Raw genomic sequence first — 14,845 nt, forward strand, 5'->3', positions numbered from 1 at the left:
CAACTTACTCTCCTGACTCAGGCGTAGGTGTAGGTGACACTGATCACCGCCTGAATGGTTCCCTGGGTGGCGCCGCCGTTGACCGTCAAGGCTCTGACCTGCAGCGGGAAACGGGCGGACTGGGTGGTGTCATCAACCTGCACCGATTTGGTGGCGCCGTTGTTGAGGGTGGTGCCGCCGTCATCCTGCAATTCCAGCTGGATATTGCCCGCGGTCCCCTGGTTCTTGTAATACCCGGTAGCGTCCGCGGTGCCGCTAAAGCTGGCGGTGACTCTGGAGGTGCCCACCGGGCAGTTGCTCAGGTCGAGCGCCACGCTGTGCCAGGCCGAAGCGGCACCGGCAGACACCAGGCTGAAGGTATACAGATCGCCAAGCTCCACGGTGGCCTGGGTGGTCGATACCGTACAGGGTTTGGCAACCACTTTGCCGTTCACGGTGATCGTGATGTCGGCCGCCTGCAATGGGGAGACGGCCAGTGCCAGCACGCTGGCCAGCAGCCATCCTCGGGGAGTCCCGTTCATCTCAACCTCCGGTTACTGAAATTCCAGCGTAAATGTCGCTGTGGCGTTGACGTGCCCGGCGGTGACCGGGACCTGGGTTGCCATCAGACGCGCGTAAAAGTTCAGGGTATTGGTCTGCCCTGGCGTCAGGGTGGTCCAGGCGATCGCCGTCGAGGCGGCGTTGAGCGGCAGCATCGTCTGGTTGGTGTCGAGGATCTGGATCCCCATTCCCGCCGCCGCAGACGCGCCGCTGTCCAGCTTTAACAAACTGGTGTTGCTGGTATCCGCCACGCCGGTGAATCCCACCTTGACGGCGGTCACCGAGCTGCCGCACGGCGACAGCACGATGCGAAACGGCACCACCGGCGTGGTCGCGCCGATGGCGTTGAACTGCTTCGCGGCGTTATCCATCAGGTCGACGGTAAAATCTTTCGATTCTCCCGCCACCGCGCAGGCGTTATCCCGGACGTAGCCGTTGATGGTAATGGTGCTGTCGGCAGCGAACACGTGGGGGAGGGTAAACGACAGCATGGCCCCCAGCAGATACAGTGATTTAGTCATCATCATTCTTCCTTAGCGGCAGACCGCGGAGAGCTGGCTCAGCGCCTGCAGCTGGCTCTCTGGCGGCAGGCGGTACTCGGCCACGCAGCTGGCGGCGGCGCCTTCACCCCATTTCACCTGTACTTTTCCGGCCAGCGGCATGCCGCTCATATAGACCTGACCGTTATCGGCGACGATGCTGCCGCTCTGGTTATCCACCGAGGTCACCATGGCGCCGAAAGGCACCGGCTTGCCATTGCGGGTCAGGGTCATCAGCAGCTTCATCCCGACGTGGGCTTTAAATTCGGCGCGCACGATGGCGCCATGGGTCGGCACCACGCTGACCACCGCGTCATCGAGGTCGACATTGTCGGCCAGGGTGTTGGTGTTCAGCGCTACCCTGTTCTCACGGTATTCGGTGGCATAAGGCAGCACCGCATAGCCGCGCCAGTCGGTGCGCACCCCGGTCTGGTTTTCGACTTTCACGTTGTCCGCTCCCGGCGCCTTAATCAGCACTATCGTGTCGTTCAGCGGCTGGCTTAAGGTGACGCCGTTGCGATGGGCAAGCACGCCGCCACTCACGCCGTAATACAGTTGTTTCAGGCCATCGCTGTGGCTGTACCCGACGTTGGCGTTGCCGTAGCCGCCGCGGTAGTTCAGCGCGGCATAGCCGGTGGCGCCGCTGTCGCCGTTGCCGCCTCCGGCATACCCGGTCTGCATGCTGTAGCTGAGGTTGTTGTCCTCCAGCAGCGTGCCGTACAGGCCGGCCAGGTTGGTCATCCGGCCATCGAGGTCATGCGACATGCTGTAGCTGGCGCTGGCATGGCGCCACACGGAGGTGCTGTCGGAGCGCATCCAGTGGCTGAACGGAATGTTGACGTTGACCGCCAGCATCTGATCGCGACCGTCCTGCCAGGCGTTTTTGGTGACGCTGTAGCTCAGGGTCCAGTTGATATCGTTGACCGCCGCATTGAGCCCAGCCTGCAACTGCTCGTCGGCTTTGCCGGTGCCCCAGTAGCTCTGGTGGCTGCCGCTCAGATACAGCGTGGCGGTGCGTCCTAGCTGCTGCGTCAGGCTGACCTGCACTTTGCCGCGCTTACTGTAGGCAAGGTTGTAGTAATCGGTGTACTTAGGCTTCACCTGGATAACGCCATCCTGCGTTTCCACGTCATAGCCGCTCATCCGGTTGTAGGTGGTATCGGCAAAGCTAAAATAGCCGCGCGTGGAGTAGCGGTAGCCGACCAGTTGAATGTTGGTGCCCACGTCGGTGAGCGATTTGTTATAGAGGAAGCGCAGCGATTGTCCCTGGTGTTCGCTGTCGTCGGGCAGTTTGGCATTGGCCTGGGTGACGTCCAGCGACACGGCGCCGAGATCGCCCATATTTTTCCCCACCCCAAGGTTAAATGCCCGGTAGCGGTCCGCCAGCTGGGTCCCGCCGTACAGCGTCCATCCTGCCGGCAAGCCGTGGAGCAGCGTGCCCTGGAAGAATTTGGGTTTATCCTGCTGGTCGTTGCCGCTGCGGTATTCCCCGGCGGTCAGAGCGAAGCGCGTATGGCCCTCACGTTGCAGCACCGGCACCGTTGACCAGGGAACGGAGAACACCTGAAGGCTGCCGTCGGCCTCTTTCACCGTGACCTGCAGATCGCCCCCGTTGCCGGCGGCATAGAGATCGTTAATGGTGAACGGCCCAGGTGGCACGGTGCTCTGGTAGATCTCATAGCCGTTCTGGCGAATGGAGACCTGGGCGGTGCCGCGGGCAATACCGTGGATCACCGGGGCAAAGCCCTTCTGGCTGTCCGGCAGCATATTGTCGTCCGAGGCCAGCTGCGCCCCGCGAAAGTTAATCCCGTCAAAAACGTCGCCGTTGGTGTAGCTGTCGCCCATCGTCAGGCGCGAGCGCAGAGGCACAATGTCCCGCTCCAGCCAGCTGTTCACGTGCTGCCATTTATTCTCATTGCTCGCGGAACTGCCGCCGGTGCTGTAGCTCCAGGTGGTGTTGTCCCGCAGACGCCAGGCACCGAGGTTGAGGCCGCTTTGCAGGTTCAGATAGGCGTACTGGCTGCTACCGCCGATGGAGTTGCGCACGTTGTTGCCGGTGAAGTTGTAATTCAGCAGCCCGGCATTGATCCCGTCATCCCATAGTTCCGGTGGGATATAGCCGCGCGCGCGGTTGCCCATAAACGCCTGCGGAACGGTCAGGTACAGGCGCTGGGAGCCGACGTCAAAACGGCTGGTGGCATCCTTGATTAACTCCGCCATCGGCACGCAGGCATCGGCGGCCAGGGTGTTCATCCCGGTAACGGCGGCGGTGTTGACCCCCATGCTGGCGAGCTGTCCGCGGGTCAGGCAGGGGGCGAGGCCATGCTGGTTCTCTGCGCGATTAAAGGTGACATCGCGGGTGGTCATAAACCCATTATTCAGATAGATATCGACGCGATAGGTGCCCGGCGGCACTTCCTGTCCTTGTTCGAATCCCGATAGGTCCGCCACGGCGGCAGGATCGTCGGCGAGAAAACGCGGGTTAAAGTAGAGTTCCGCCTGCGCGGAAAAAGCTGGCAGGGCCAGCAAAAGGGCAATGGGGAACCGGGCAAATACGCGAACCGACCCAGGGGCACCCTGCCGCGTACGCTGGATGCCCAAACGGTCCAGTCCATATTTCAGATGTGACATAGTCCCTCCGGTCCGTAGTCGCCCGGCTGTCAGTTCTTATTATCATTCAGGGGAGAACGCTGGTTTCCCCGGAGTTATTGCAGTGCGCCCTTCATCCGTGGGGTCAGTGCGCCATAGTCGTTGATGGTCCGGTAGGTGATATCGCGACCCGCATCGGCCGGGATTTTTACCGAGGTTTCACCCATCGGCGGGACCAGCGCGTTTTCCAGTACCCGCGTACCGGCATTGAGCTCGGTGACCGTCAGGTAGTAAGGCGTCGGGTTAATTAGCGTGAGGGCCGTGGCGCTGCGGCGAAACGTCAGTTTCTCCGGGGCCTGATCCGGTGACAGCGTCAGTTTTGCCGGGCGATAGTAGAGCTTGATGCGGCTAATAATCGCCAGCTGCAGCGTATTATCGCTGAGCTTTGATTTATCCATCGAAGGGATGGCTTTGACGTTCATCCAGAACAGGCTTTCCCGATCTTTCGGCAGCTTGTCGTTGGTGGCATCAATAATGCGTAAGGTGTTCTCTTTTTTACCCTGCATGGCGAACAGCGGCGGGGTTATTACAAACTGCCCGTCTTTTTGCCCCTCGGCATTTTCGACCCATGACTGAATCAGATAGGTGCTGCTGTCATCATTATTCGTCACCGCCAGCTGGACCTGTTTCTGTCCGGCCGGATAGATCACCCGGGTTGCCCCCAGCGCTACGCCAGCTTCGGTTTGTGCAGTGAAACCTGCCGTGGCGACCATCAATAAGCTCGCCAGCAGATAGCGCGTCATCCCCAGTGTTTTTCTCACGTTTTCCCCTTTTATACTCACCGTTGTGTCCTGCATCCGGTATGCCCGCCGTTATTTACTGATAGGTCAGAGAGAACCAGGCCTGAGCATTGGCGGCTCCGCCGGTCACCTGATGGCCGGTCGCGCGATATTTCGCGACAAAATGCAGCGTTGTTGGCCCGACATACAGTCGTGACCAGGCGCTGGCCGGTGCGTTAAGCGGAATCAGGCGATCTTCTCTATCAAACAGCGCAATACCGATTCCGGTGGCGATGCCGGGGCCTTCACCCACCGAAAGCACGTCTGGATTTTTACCGTCCGCCACGCCGTGAAAAGCGACGCCGACGCGTTGGCTGACGGCGGTGCTGCAGTCCTGAAGATGGATATCGAAAGGCACGGGGTCGGTATCTTCCCCGGCAGAATGAAGGCGATTGCTGCTGATCTGCCCCATATTGACCGTCAACTGCTGGTCTCCTGCTTCAACCCGGCAGGATTCCGCAATAATGACTCCCTGAAAGCGCATGTTTCCGCCAGGGAGCGTGACGTTCCAGTGGTTCCCTGCCACGGCGAGTGGCGGCAGCAGCAGTAGCAACAGTGCTGATTTCATTCCTGGCATCGCTATCACTCCAGTCCTGTCGTAGATAACGGGCCATCCTGGCCCGAACCGCATCCTTGCCTGATGAGTGAATTACTCGTATTGCACTTTGAAGGTGGCGTCTGCGTTAGCAGTACCGGCAGTTGCTGCACCGGTTGCGTAGTAGCGTGCCTGGAAAGGAATAATGTTGGTACCGTCGTTCAGGGTGGTCGCTGCACCGAAGGTAGCGCCATCCAGAGCCAGCGGAGTACCAGTGCTGTCGAGGATCTGTACACCCACGTTAGTGGCGCCGCCAGCTGCGGAGTTCTGCAGTGCCAGTACGGTGGTGTTGGTGCTGTCTATAGCCGTCCCGGAGAAGGCAACGGAAGCTTTGGTCGCTACGGTGGTGTCGCAATCATCCAGCTGGATGTTGAAACCTACCGCTGAGCTGGTGCTCCCTGCTGTAGCGAGTCTGGCTGAACGGACCTGGCCCAGTTGAACGGTCTGATCGATAGAGCCGGCATCTACGGCACAGGCAGCGTTAACCACTTCCCCTTTGAAATGCACTGTACCGCCGTTAACCGTAGTGGTATCAGCCAGAGCCGCTGCAGAGCTCAGGGACAGGGCTGACAGAACAACGATTGCCAGTGTTTTGATTTTCATGGTGTTTTCCTTTAAACAAAGTCGATATTACGAACCGAAATTGGCAGTCGTAGTGCCTTCCAGGCATTCCATATATCAGCCGAATGGTTCGACTGCCGGCTCTGCACAGTTTTTCCCCAACTAATGAGTCAATTGGGGCCATTTTGACTCATTGAAACAAAATGCTTATTTATGTCTTTTATGTTTTTGTGATTGGTTATTAATGTTGTCTTTTGTATCTTTGTGGCTTTATCAGCTGAATTTTTTCGTGGGGGAGAGCCAGGTAATCGGCGGAGTCAGAAAAGATGATATGGCAGAACGGCGGAATGGATTAGCGAATAAGTAAAATCTATTAGAGGTAAAATATGATAATAATCAGTTAGATAATATTAATTTCTTAGAATTGACGTACTTGTTAGTTGCAAAAGTTTGCAAAATATTTTTATGATGTAAACAGTTTGGCCCCAATTGACTTGTTCATTTCTAAAAATATCCTTTTTTATCAGTTGGTTGAATTACTTCTTCTGTTCATAAGATTTTTCTTCCAGCAGGTTATTTCTTTCCCATAATCCGGCAAATCTCGCCGCATTACTGGCGGTGTAGCGCACCGTGTGTCGAATATTGCGATGACCCAGATAATCCTGAATCAAACGCGTGTCTGTGCCCCTTTCTGCAAGTTCATAGCCACAGGCGTGGCGCAACATATGCGGATGGGTTTGGGTCGCGGTGCCTGCGTGCTCGCCAGCGCTGCGAATAATCCGATAGGCCTGCTGACGGGAAAGCTGGGTTCCTCGGCGTGAAATAAAGATCGCACTGGTTTTTTGCGCAGCTTTCCAGCCGACACGTACCTGACTCCAGCGTTCAATCGCTTCCAGTTCGTCAAATCGCAGGGGGTGAATGGTCGAAAATCCATTTTTCAGCCGGCGGACATTGATCCGTCCCTCAGTAAGATCCAGATCCCGATAGTGCAGGTCGAGAAGCTCACTGATACGCATACCATGGCGGAACGCCAGCAGTATCAGACAATAGTCCCGCTCTCCGGTGGGACCCTGCTGGGCAGCCAGCATCATCGCCTGAACTTCTTTGGCGGTAAGAAAACGACGTCGATTCACAATACATTGCTCCTGAAATTGATGAACGAAGGCGCCGCCCTGAAAGAAATCAGGGCGGCTAAAAAATAATCCGCAATGTTAAAGGTGTATTCAAAAAAACAAATGCTCACATTACATTTACACATAGTTCAAATATCGCCAGGCGATAAATCTTATTTTTATGGATTTCAGGTCATATCACAATAGCGTTAAGCGCAGCGAATGCCAGGTTCATAAAATTACAGGAGAAAAAGTTATAGGTGGCGAGGATTTAAACGGAAAATATAATGCTGAATGGTTTAATTCGACAATAAATAACGAATTAAAATCCTGATTATTTACAAGGATATCACCCGTTTAGCTATTATGAATGAAGTCAGAACTTGCGGGAACAATAATCTTAGTTAACGCATGGTTAATATTTGCTAATGTTTTCAGTAACAGTTGCTCATTTTAACGCCATCCATGGCATCAGACTCTGAACCCCGTTGCTGAGACGGGGTTCAACGCAAGAGGTTGTTGCGCTGCTTCTCTTTTTTATTGTCCCAGATGCCGTAAAAACGCCCGGCGTTACTGGCGGTATACCAGACGGTATGACGGATATTACGATGACCGAGATAATCCTGAATAAGGCGGGTATCGATACCCATATTCGCCAGCGCAAATCCACATGAATGACGGAGCATGTGGGGATGAATTTCAATGGTCAATCCGGCGTTATCTCCGGCAGCCGAAATAATCTGGTAAAACTGCTGGCGGGAAAGTGGATTGCCTTTGCGAGATAAAAACAGCCATTCGCTGTCAGCATCCGGATACGAACTGCGAATATCCAGCCAGACTTTTAATGCCTGAATTTCTTTATTTAATAACGGGTGGGTTGTTGAAAACCCTTTTTTAAGTCGACGAATGTAAATACATTTGGAGCATAAATCAATATCCGAGATTTGCAGACGGCAAATTTCACTGGCGCGAAAACCATGAATAAAGCAGAGTAATGTCAGACAATAGTTACGTGCAGCGTGGACTCCACTATTTGCTGCTTTGAGGAGCGACTCGATCTCGTTTTGAGTCAGGAAGTTCCTCTTCTTGATTTCAGAAGTACTCTTCATGTTATTCCCTTTTAATTGAAGGCATTCATTCCGTGTGGTCTTCGTTGCCAGGCCAGCGCGTTGATCAGTAGGTGTTGTTGAACATTTATTTTTCGTCATAGCGCGATATGCTTTTATAACGGATAAAAGTTCCTCAGCATATATCATGCTGAAACGGGGACTCCAAATGCAGGCTGGTTTTAAACATGAAGCCTCTCCCTTCGTCGTAGGGGAATAACCTCATGTAATTTGGTGACATACCATTTTTTGTTAATAAATATTAATATTCGGGGAGGGTTCCATATTCTGCTCATCCTACATTCCTTCTGGTTATGCACTCCTGGAATACGGAGGCGCAGGGGTGGGTGGCCCACTGAATATTGCATAACGTGCGTCGCAGTATGGCAAAAATGATATGCCAGACCGGGTAGCATTCACTGCATGACGATAACCGTGATTAAACCATACTGCAAAATTATGCCGGAGAATAGCAATAATAAACCTGAGGTATGTATTCCTGAGTGATATATGACTTAATTGTTGAGGTGTGTCACGCCGGAATCCGGTACTTTTGCGAATCAGGATTGCCGGCTTCTCTCGTTTTACTGGAGTGTTTAGAATGATGGGGGTGGTGGCGATGGAAATATAATGTTGTTTAGTATCAGATTGTTGATGATAGGATGTAAATGATTTCAGGAATTATCAAGACTGTTTTTATTGTATTTTTGGCATGCGGGGTTGACGGGCGAAACAGGGGGGTAAGAGGTGGATTAAATATCTCCCGTCTTTCGTCGGACGGCATCAAATAGCATACTTATGGCGTGAATAGTTGCTCGCGCAATTATCCCGATCAGCCATCGCACGGAAATAAAAAGTCACTGAACGTAACCTATGGTAACGTATTTGTTGGTGGCTATCGCGTGCTCAGTGGGGATTCTGTTTGAAGAATGTAAATCTTGACCTGCGTAATAGCAGGCGTGTTTACCACACCTGCTGTTTTTGTCAGTGGATCACCACTTCTCGTCGCGGGCATCCTGACGACCGTCGCGGCGATTCTCACGTTTGTCCTGGCGGCAACCGGCATTGCTCTTGTTGTTGTCCCGGACGCATTGCTGCTTGGTATCACGTCCTTCCTCGCGAGAGTCCTGGCGGATATTTCGTGCGTCCTGGCGGTTATCGCTGCGGTAAGTTGCATGGGCTGACAGCGCTGGCAGCAACAGGGCTGCGGTGATCAGAGGAATAATAAACTTTTTCATATAAATTGCCTTTCTGATAAATCCAACATTCCAATATATAAAATAGAAGACGGTGTCATTGTGGCGTGGAATTATTTATCAGGTTCAGCAAAAAATGCCGGCTTAACCATTGTTTTGTTTAAATTTAAATTTGAAGGCTGGGGTTCAGAACGGGCAACATCCTTGTTGCACAGACCATCATGCCGATGAGTATTACAGGGCCGGTTGCCGCTGTGGGCGTGCGGTGGTGGGCTGGCGAATACTGATCAGCGCGACCAGAGCCAGTAATGCAAAGGCCAGTAGCATCAAGGCGACCGGGACGTAGCTGTCCCACTTGATTAAAAACGCCACCGCTAGCATCGGGCTAATCCCGCCGGAGATAACGGCGCCAATTTCATGGCCGAGCGCCAGACCGGTATAGCGCACTTCCACCGGGAACAGCTCCACCATCATGCACGGCTGGGCGGCGATCATCGCCCCGTGGCACACCGGCAGGGCCAGCAGCATCGCCAGCAGAATCGCCGGGAAGCTGTGCATTTGCAGGAGCCAGAAGAACGGAAACGCCACCAGGGCCATGCCAATCACGCCGATATAATAGAGCGCTTTCCGGCCGATCCGATCCGACAACCAGCCCCAGGCGAGAATGGTGACGATCTCCACCGCCATAGCGATGGTCACTGCGGCAATCACCAGCCGGGTTTCAATGCCGATATGTTTGCAATAGACCACTGAGAAGGTGAAAAAGATATACACCGCGCCGTTTTCCGCCAGCCGCAAACCGATGGCCTGCAAAATGGCTTTCGGGTGATGTTTGAAGGCGCTCAGTACCGGTAACTGCGCGTCCTCGGGTTGCTCTTTGCGCGCGACGAACTCGGCATTCTCCTCGATATTGCGCCGGATATAGACCCCCACCAGGAAGATAAACAGGCTCAGCAGGAACGGGATGCGCCATGCCCAGGCCAGTACATCTTCCTGGGGCAGCAACTGGACCAGATAGAACGCCAGCGACGAAAGGACAAAGCCGCCGGAAACGCCGACCTGACTCCAGGCGGTGTAGTAGCCCTTTTGATGTTCCGGGGCATTCTCGCTCAGCATCAGTACGCCGCCGCCCCATTCGCCGCCGGAGGCCACGCCCTGCACGAAACGCAGGGTAATCAGGGCGATGGGTGCCAGCACACCGATGTGCTCGTAGGTTGGTAACAGACCTATCAAAAAGGTGCTGGCCCCCATCAGCGTCAGGGTGATGATCAGGGTCATTTTACGACTGTATTTATCTCCGAGGTGGCCGAAGGCGATACCGCCCAGCGGCCTGGCGATAAAGCCAATGGCAAACCCCGAAAAGGCCAGGAAGGCGCCGAGCAGCGGGTCATCGGTGGTCGGGAAGAACAGCGGCCCGAACACCAGCGCTGCCGCCGTGCCGTAGAGAAAAAAGTCGTACCACTCAAGAGAGTTACCCAGAAAAGAACCGATAATCAATTTGCGCATTGATTGGGGCTTGCTTACCGGCGTATCGCTCGCAGTTCCAGACATCACATGTACTCCAGTGCAGGTGAAAAGAGGGCGCCGACGAGTCAGCACCTTGACGCCACCCAAAGGCGATGGGGAGGCGTAATGCGATAGGGTATTTTTTTGAGCCTGATGGACAGGCTCTTATGGGTTGTTATGCAAACACTTAGCGGTACGGTTGCGCGCTGAGGGTATGGAACTGACGGTTGAACCACACTAGTCCGTCGCCGGCCTGGTTGTGACGGATCTGCCGGACCTCACAATAAAACACGCTGTGGCTGCCCACTTCATGGCTGGTGGCGATCGTGCAGTCGACGTTAGCAACGGCAGACGCCAGCACCGGTGAACCGGTTTCCAGCGCCAGCCACTGGTCATGCAAAAAACGCTCCTCCGATCGCAGCTGGCTATTGGCGAAGACGCCGGAAAGGTCCTGATGCTGAGCGGAGAGCACGTTCACGCACAGCACGCCGTTCTCTTTAAACTTGCTATGAGCGAACGAGGAGCGATTCATACAGACCAACAGCGTGGGCGGCGAATCGGTGACGCTGCACACGGCCGAGGCGGTAAAGCCAAAGCGGCCCGCCGGACCATCGGTGGTGATGATGGTGATGGCGCTGCCCAACTGCGCCATGGCATTACGGAAATCTGATGTCAGGTTCATAGCGGTATCCGTTATTTCAGTTTGACGTATTCGAAGCTTTCGATAACCAGCCGGGGAGTTCGGGCACGCGAACAGCACAGCAGAATTTGATCGTTATCTTCGCGTTCTTCATCGGTTAAGTATTCGTCGCGGTGGTCCGGGACACCGCTACACACGTTGGCAAGGCAGGTTCCGCAAACCCCCTGTTCGCAGGAGACTTTGACCTTGATCCCTGCTTTTTGCAGCGCGGCGACGATGGTTTCGTTCTCCTCGACGGTGACGGTTAAGCCCAGCTCCGGGACATCGACTTCAAAGCGGTCGCCGCCGGTTTCGACTTCACGATTGAAGTACTCCTGATGCAGGCGTTCCGGGGAATAGCCGTAGCCGCGTGCGGCATCGGATACCCAGTCCATAAACCCTTCCGGGCCGCAGACATAAACATGCGCATCAGCATGGTGCGGCGCCAGCACGTCTTCGGGGCGGATCTTGTGCCCTTCGTCACTGATATGCAGATGAACATGTTGGCTAAAGTGGCAGTCCGCCAGCTCGTGCAAAAAGGCCATTCCCTCGCGGCTGTGCCCGCAATAATGCATCTCGAAGGGCTTGCCGGCGCGGAACAAGGCATCCGCCATGGCCAGCATCGGCGTAATGCCGATCCCGCCACCTATCAGCAGGCTGCGGCTGGCGTCCATCTCCAGCGGGAACAGATTACGCGGTGGGCTAATCGCCACCGTCGCGCCGACCTGCAGCAGGTGCGCCGCCAGCGATCCGCCGCGTGAAGCCGGATCTTTAAGGATGCCCAGACGATACTGTTCCGGGTGATGCGGGCTGCTACACAGCGAATACTGGCGGACGATCTCCTCGCCGAGGTGGAGATCGATATGCGCCCCGGCGCTAAAGGCGGGCAGGGCGGTTCCGTCCAGCGAGGCCAGCGTCAGGACGACGACTTCGGTTCCCTGAATTTCGCGTTCTACGACGCGCACGGTCAGCGTTTCAACCATCTTTCTTCTCCACCCTGCAAGGGCTTAACGCATATAGATGCCGCCGTTGATATCCCAGGTCGCCCCGGTGATATAGGTGGCGGAAGGGGCGGCCAGCAGCTCTACCGCGCGGGCGACCAGCAGCGGATCGCCCAGGCGTTTCATCGGGATCATCTCCAGCAGCGCCGGCATTTTTTCTTGCGGTACCGCGGCCCGCACCGACGGGAGATCCAGTGGGCCTGGGGCGATGGCGTTGACGCTGACGCCGGCGGCGCTCAGCGCGCGGGCGAACACTTTGGTCAGGGTCAGAATGCCGCCTTTCGACGCCGCATAGTGGGCGCCGGAAGCGGTGCCGCCGTTTTGCCCCGCCAGCGAGGCGAGGTTGATAATGCTGCCCTGCTGACGCTCGCTAAAATAGCGGCCGACGGTCTGGCAGCCGAGAAACGTGCCCCGCAGGTTGGTGCTGGTGACGCGATCGAATTCTTCGACGCTGATCTCCATGATCGGCGTGGTCAGGGTGAGCGCGGCGTTATTCACCAGCACATCCAGCGCGCCAAAGTGGCGGCACACCTGATCCAGTGCGGCCTGGAATTGCTCGGCTTCACGGATATCCAGCGCCAGCGGCAGCAGCCGCTGCTGGTCGGCGTCGATCTGCCGGGCGCTCTGGCGCGCGGCGTCGAGAGAGATATCGGCCATCGCAACCTGATAGCCCTGCTCCCAGAGATGGCGGCTGATGACCAGCCCAAGGCCGTTAGCCGCGCCGGTCACTAATACGGTTCTGTTCATTGCGGCCTCACAGGATGTAGCCAATGCTATGCAGATAGTCATCGCCGTTAATCAGCCGGACGACCTTCTGCGCGATAAGGAAGCTCTCTCCCTGCGGCACCAGGGTGTAGCTCAGGTCGGCAACGTAGTGCTGCTCGTTGCCTTTACGGTATTCATAGAGAAACTGGGCGCAGCGGATTTCGACCTGCTCGCTGTCCTGCGTCACCAGACGATGGCGCCCGGTCATGCGAATGGTGCGCGCCCGTGGTGTCGTGGAGATCGACTCTCCGCTGTACAGACGATGGACGCGCTTTTCGCGCATCGCGTGGTTGTCATAGGCGTAGTTCAGCGCATTGGCGAAATCGGTGGTCTGCTGGTCGACGGGGATGATGTACATCCCCTGCGGCTGCCACAACGTCAGCCATTCGCGAAATTCACCCTGGTCGAGCAGGTCCGCTTCCAGGTTAATAAAGTGGATGGCGGCGGTTAAGGTGGACTGTGCGCTCATTTTTGCCCCCGGCTTTCGGCAGTCATGTACTTTTTCCATTGCTGATAGGCGGCACGCATGCCGGTTTCGGCGCTGACGTCGCTGCGCAGACCGTCGGCGGTGCGGGTTTCTCCCGGCAGGCCGCGGTTGAGCATGATCCACAGATCGTTGCCCGCGCCGCCGCCGCGCTGGACGCGCTCCCAGGCTTCCGAATCATCCGGCGTGCCAAAGCCCATCGGCCCCTGGAAGTGTTCGTGCATCCGCAGGCGCGCCTGGTTGGCGATCGCCGGGCCATCTTTCATGGTCAGCACCACGTGGTGGATTTCGGTTTCCTGTACCGACACGGGCTGCAGTACGCGGAAGAACGCCATCGAGCAGGCTACGTTAGGGAACAGGTTCAGGTTAAAGCCGCTGCCGCCGACCGCGCGGACGATGCGACGCACCTGCAGCTCTTCATGACCTTCTTCGCGTAGCGCCTGCGCCAGTTCGAGGAAACGGTCCGGCACCGGCGCATCGAGGTTCTCTTCGAGATCAATCAGCTCCGGGATCATCACCATCACGCTGTGCCCGTTGCCGAGGTCTTCGACAAAGCCTTTTCCGTCGACGAAATTGAGCATCTCCTCCGTCTGCTTATCGACCGAGCTGAGGAACGATTTATGCACGATGGGGAAGTGATAGCCGTCGGTGGTATTTTCCAGCTGGATCTTCCAGTTGCCAGGGAAGCGGAAGCGGTGGGCGGTGGTGGCCTGCAGCGCATAGCCCGCCCCCTGTTTCATAAACAGATCCATCCACTTCATGGCCGGGCCGAGGAAATCCGTCAGCGGTTCGATCTCATGGTCGAAGGTGGCGAAGATCATCCCGGCGTAGCTTTCGGTACGCAGACGCACCATCCCGAGCTGGTCTTTTTCCAGGGTATCGCCGTAGCTTTCTGGATGCGGCACGCCGCGCAGGGCGCCGTCGAGGCCGTAGCCCCAGCCGTGATACGGGCAGACGAAGCTGTTGGTTTTTCCGCTGCGGTGTTCGCAGACGGTGGCGGCGCGGTGGCGGCAGCGGTTCAGCAGGACGTTGATATTGCCCTTGCGGTCGCGTACCACGATGACCGGCTGGGTGCCAACCATCGACGACTTAAAGCTGCCGGTGTCCGGGACTTCGCTTTCGTGCGCCACCCACACCCAGGTGTGGTTAAAAATCTTATCGATCTCGAGGGCGAAGATATCGCCGGAGGTGTACAGCGAAGTATGCACCCGGTCTGACTGCACCAGGGAGGCTAACGTGGCGGCGCAGTAGCCGCTCTCTATATTTTTAACCGGAATACATTCAGACATTGCTCAATCTCCTGAGGCCCCGTGATGGTTCTGCGGGCGGGCTG

The 14,845-nt window shown here is 56.2% G+C and carries 15 protein-coding genes; all 15 read right to left on the reverse strand.

The genetic code is table 11. The annotated features are described in order from the left end of the window. Positions 1-17: 17 nt before the first annotated feature. Entirely contained in the window at positions 18-521 is a 504-nt protein-coding gene (gene fimG / locus ACMYSN_RS19395; protein WP_462495842.1) for a fimbrial protein, read from the reverse strand. 12 nt (positions 522-533) lie between these two features. Further along, positions 534-1,064, reverse strand: coding sequence for a type 1 fimbrial adaptor subunit FimF (gene fimF, locus ACMYSN_RS19400; protein WP_462498291.1), 531 nt, complete (start codon positions 1,062-1,064; stop codon positions 534-536). 9 nt (positions 1,065-1,073) lie between these two features. Continuing rightward, entirely contained in the window at positions 1,074-3,710 is a 2,637-nt protein-coding gene (locus tag ACMYSN_RS19405) for a fimbrial biogenesis usher protein (RefSeq protein ID WP_462495843.1), read from the reverse strand. Between the two features lie 74 nt (positions 3,711-3,784). Next, a complete protein-coding gene (locus ACMYSN_RS19410) occupies positions 3,785-4,489 on the reverse strand; it encodes a fimbria/pilus periplasmic chaperone (RefSeq protein WP_462495844.1) in 705 nt (234 codons plus the stop codon). A gap of 55 nt (positions 4,490-4,544) precedes the next feature. Further along, the gene (gene fimI / locus ACMYSN_RS19415) at positions 4,545-5,084 is read right to left on the reverse strand and encodes a type 1 fimbrial minor subunit FimI (RefSeq protein WP_123756603.1); all 540 of its coding nucleotides are present in this window, start codon (positions 5,082-5,084) and stop codon (positions 4,545-4,547) included. A 72-nt stretch (positions 5,085-5,156) separates the two neighbouring features. Beyond that, positions 5,157-5,705, reverse strand: coding sequence for a fimbrial protein (gene fimA / locus ACMYSN_RS19420; RefSeq protein WP_462495845.1), 549 nt, complete (start codon positions 5,703-5,705; stop codon positions 5,157-5,159). A 494-nt stretch (positions 5,706-6,199) separates the two neighbouring features. Beyond that, positions 6,200-6,796, reverse strand: a complete 597-nt coding sequence (gene fimE, locus ACMYSN_RS19425; RefSeq protein WP_462495846.1) for a site-specific integrase — start codon at positions 6,794-6,796, stop codon at positions 6,200-6,202. Between the two features lie 482 nt (positions 6,797-7,278). Then, complete coding sequence (locus ACMYSN_RS19430) at positions 7,279-7,884, reverse strand: site-specific integrase (protein WP_462498292.1); 606 nt, start codon at positions 7,882-7,884, stop codon at positions 7,279-7,281. A gap of 989 nt (positions 7,885-8,873) precedes the next feature. Next, positions 8,874-9,119, reverse strand: coding sequence for a hypothetical protein (locus tag ACMYSN_RS19435; RefSeq protein WP_123756607.1), 246 nt, complete (start codon positions 9,117-9,119; stop codon positions 8,874-8,876). A 192-nt stretch (positions 9,120-9,311) separates the two neighbouring features. Continuing rightward, entirely contained in the window at positions 9,312-10,583 is a 1,272-nt protein-coding gene (locus ACMYSN_RS19440; RefSeq protein WP_462498293.1) for an MFS transporter, read from the reverse strand. A gap of 187 nt (positions 10,584-10,770) precedes the next feature. Continuing rightward, positions 10,771-11,265 carry a flavin reductase gene (locus tag ACMYSN_RS19445; RefSeq protein WP_135717221.1) on the reverse strand — a complete coding sequence of 165 codons (495 nt, stop codon included), beginning with the start codon at positions 11,263-11,265 and terminating at the stop codon, positions 10,771-10,773. 11 nt (positions 11,266-11,276) lie between these two features. Next, complete coding sequence (locus ACMYSN_RS19450) at positions 11,277-12,245, reverse strand: PDR/VanB family oxidoreductase (protein WP_462495847.1); 969 nt, start codon at positions 12,243-12,245, stop codon at positions 11,277-11,279. A gap of 24 nt (positions 12,246-12,269) precedes the next feature. Then, positions 12,270-13,010 (reverse strand): SDR family NAD(P)-dependent oxidoreductase, encoded by a 741-nt coding sequence (locus ACMYSN_RS19455; protein WP_462495848.1) that lies wholly within the window; start codon positions 13,008-13,010, stop codon positions 12,270-12,272. Between the two features lie 7 nt (positions 13,011-13,017). Next, the gene (locus ACMYSN_RS19460) at positions 13,018-13,497 is read right to left on the reverse strand and encodes an aromatic-ring-hydroxylating dioxygenase subunit beta (RefSeq protein WP_462495849.1); all 480 of its coding nucleotides are present in this window, start codon (positions 13,495-13,497) and stop codon (positions 13,018-13,020) included. Continuing rightward, entirely contained in the window at positions 13,494-14,801 is a 1,308-nt protein-coding gene (locus ACMYSN_RS19465) for an aromatic ring-hydroxylating oxygenase subunit alpha (protein WP_462495850.1), read from the reverse strand. Before ACMYSN_RS19465 ends, ACMYSN_RS19460 begins: the two co-directional genes overlap by 4 nt. Between the last annotated feature and the right edge of the window lie 44 nt (positions 14,802-14,845).

Source organism: Klebsiella sp. R445, from assembly GCF_051131755.1.
Taxonomy (GTDB): Bacteria; Pseudomonadota; Gammaproteobacteria; order Enterobacterales; family Enterobacteriaceae; genus Klebsiella; species Klebsiella lignicola.

Coding starts and splice junctions, on each gene's coding strand:
- fimG (WP_462495842.1), bottom strand. CDS start 521: ATGAACGGGACTCCCCGAGGATGGCTGCTGGCCAGCGTGCTGGCACTG.
- fimF (WP_462498291.1), bottom strand. CDS start 1,064: ATGATGACTAAATCACTGTATCTGCTGGGGGCCATGCTGTCGTTTACC.
- ACMYSN_RS19405 (WP_462495843.1), bottom strand. CDS start 3,710: ATGTCACATCTGAAATATGGACTGGACCGTTTGGGCATCCAGCGTACG.
- fimI (WP_123756603.1), bottom strand. CDS start 5,084: ATGCCAGGAATGAAATCAGCACTGTTGCTACTGCTGCTGCCGCCACTC.
- fimA (WP_462495845.1), bottom strand. CDS start 5,705: ATGAAAATCAAAACACTGGCAATCGTTGTTCTGTCAGCCCTGTCCCTG.
- ACMYSN_RS19430 (WP_462498292.1), bottom strand. CDS start 7,884: ATGAAGAGTACTTCTGAAATCAAGAAGAGGAACTTCCTGACTCAAAAC.
- ACMYSN_RS19435 (WP_123756607.1), bottom strand. CDS start 9,119: ATGAAAAAGTTTATTATTCCTCTGATCACCGCAGCCCTGTTGCTGCCA.
- ACMYSN_RS19440 (WP_462498293.1), bottom strand. CDS start 10,583: ATGCGCAAATTGATTATCGGTTCTTTTCTGGGTAACTCTCTTGAGTGG.
- ACMYSN_RS19445 (WP_135717221.1), bottom strand. CDS start 11,265: ATGAACCTGACATCAGATTTCCGTAATGCCATGGCGCAGTTGGGCAGC.
- ACMYSN_RS19450 (WP_462495847.1), bottom strand. CDS start 12,245: ATGGTTGAAACGCTGACCGTGCGCGTCGTAGAACGCGAAATTCAGGGA.
- ACMYSN_RS19455 (WP_462495848.1), bottom strand. CDS start 13,010: ATGAACAGAACCGTATTAGTGACCGGCGCGGCTAACGGCCTTGGGCTG.
- ACMYSN_RS19460 (WP_462495849.1), bottom strand. CDS start 13,497: ATGAGCGCACAGTCCACCTTAACCGCCGCCATCCACTTTATTAACCTG.
- ACMYSN_RS19465 (WP_462495850.1), bottom strand. CDS start 14,801: ATGTCTGAATGTATTCCGGTTAAAAATATAGAGAGCGGCTACTGCGCC.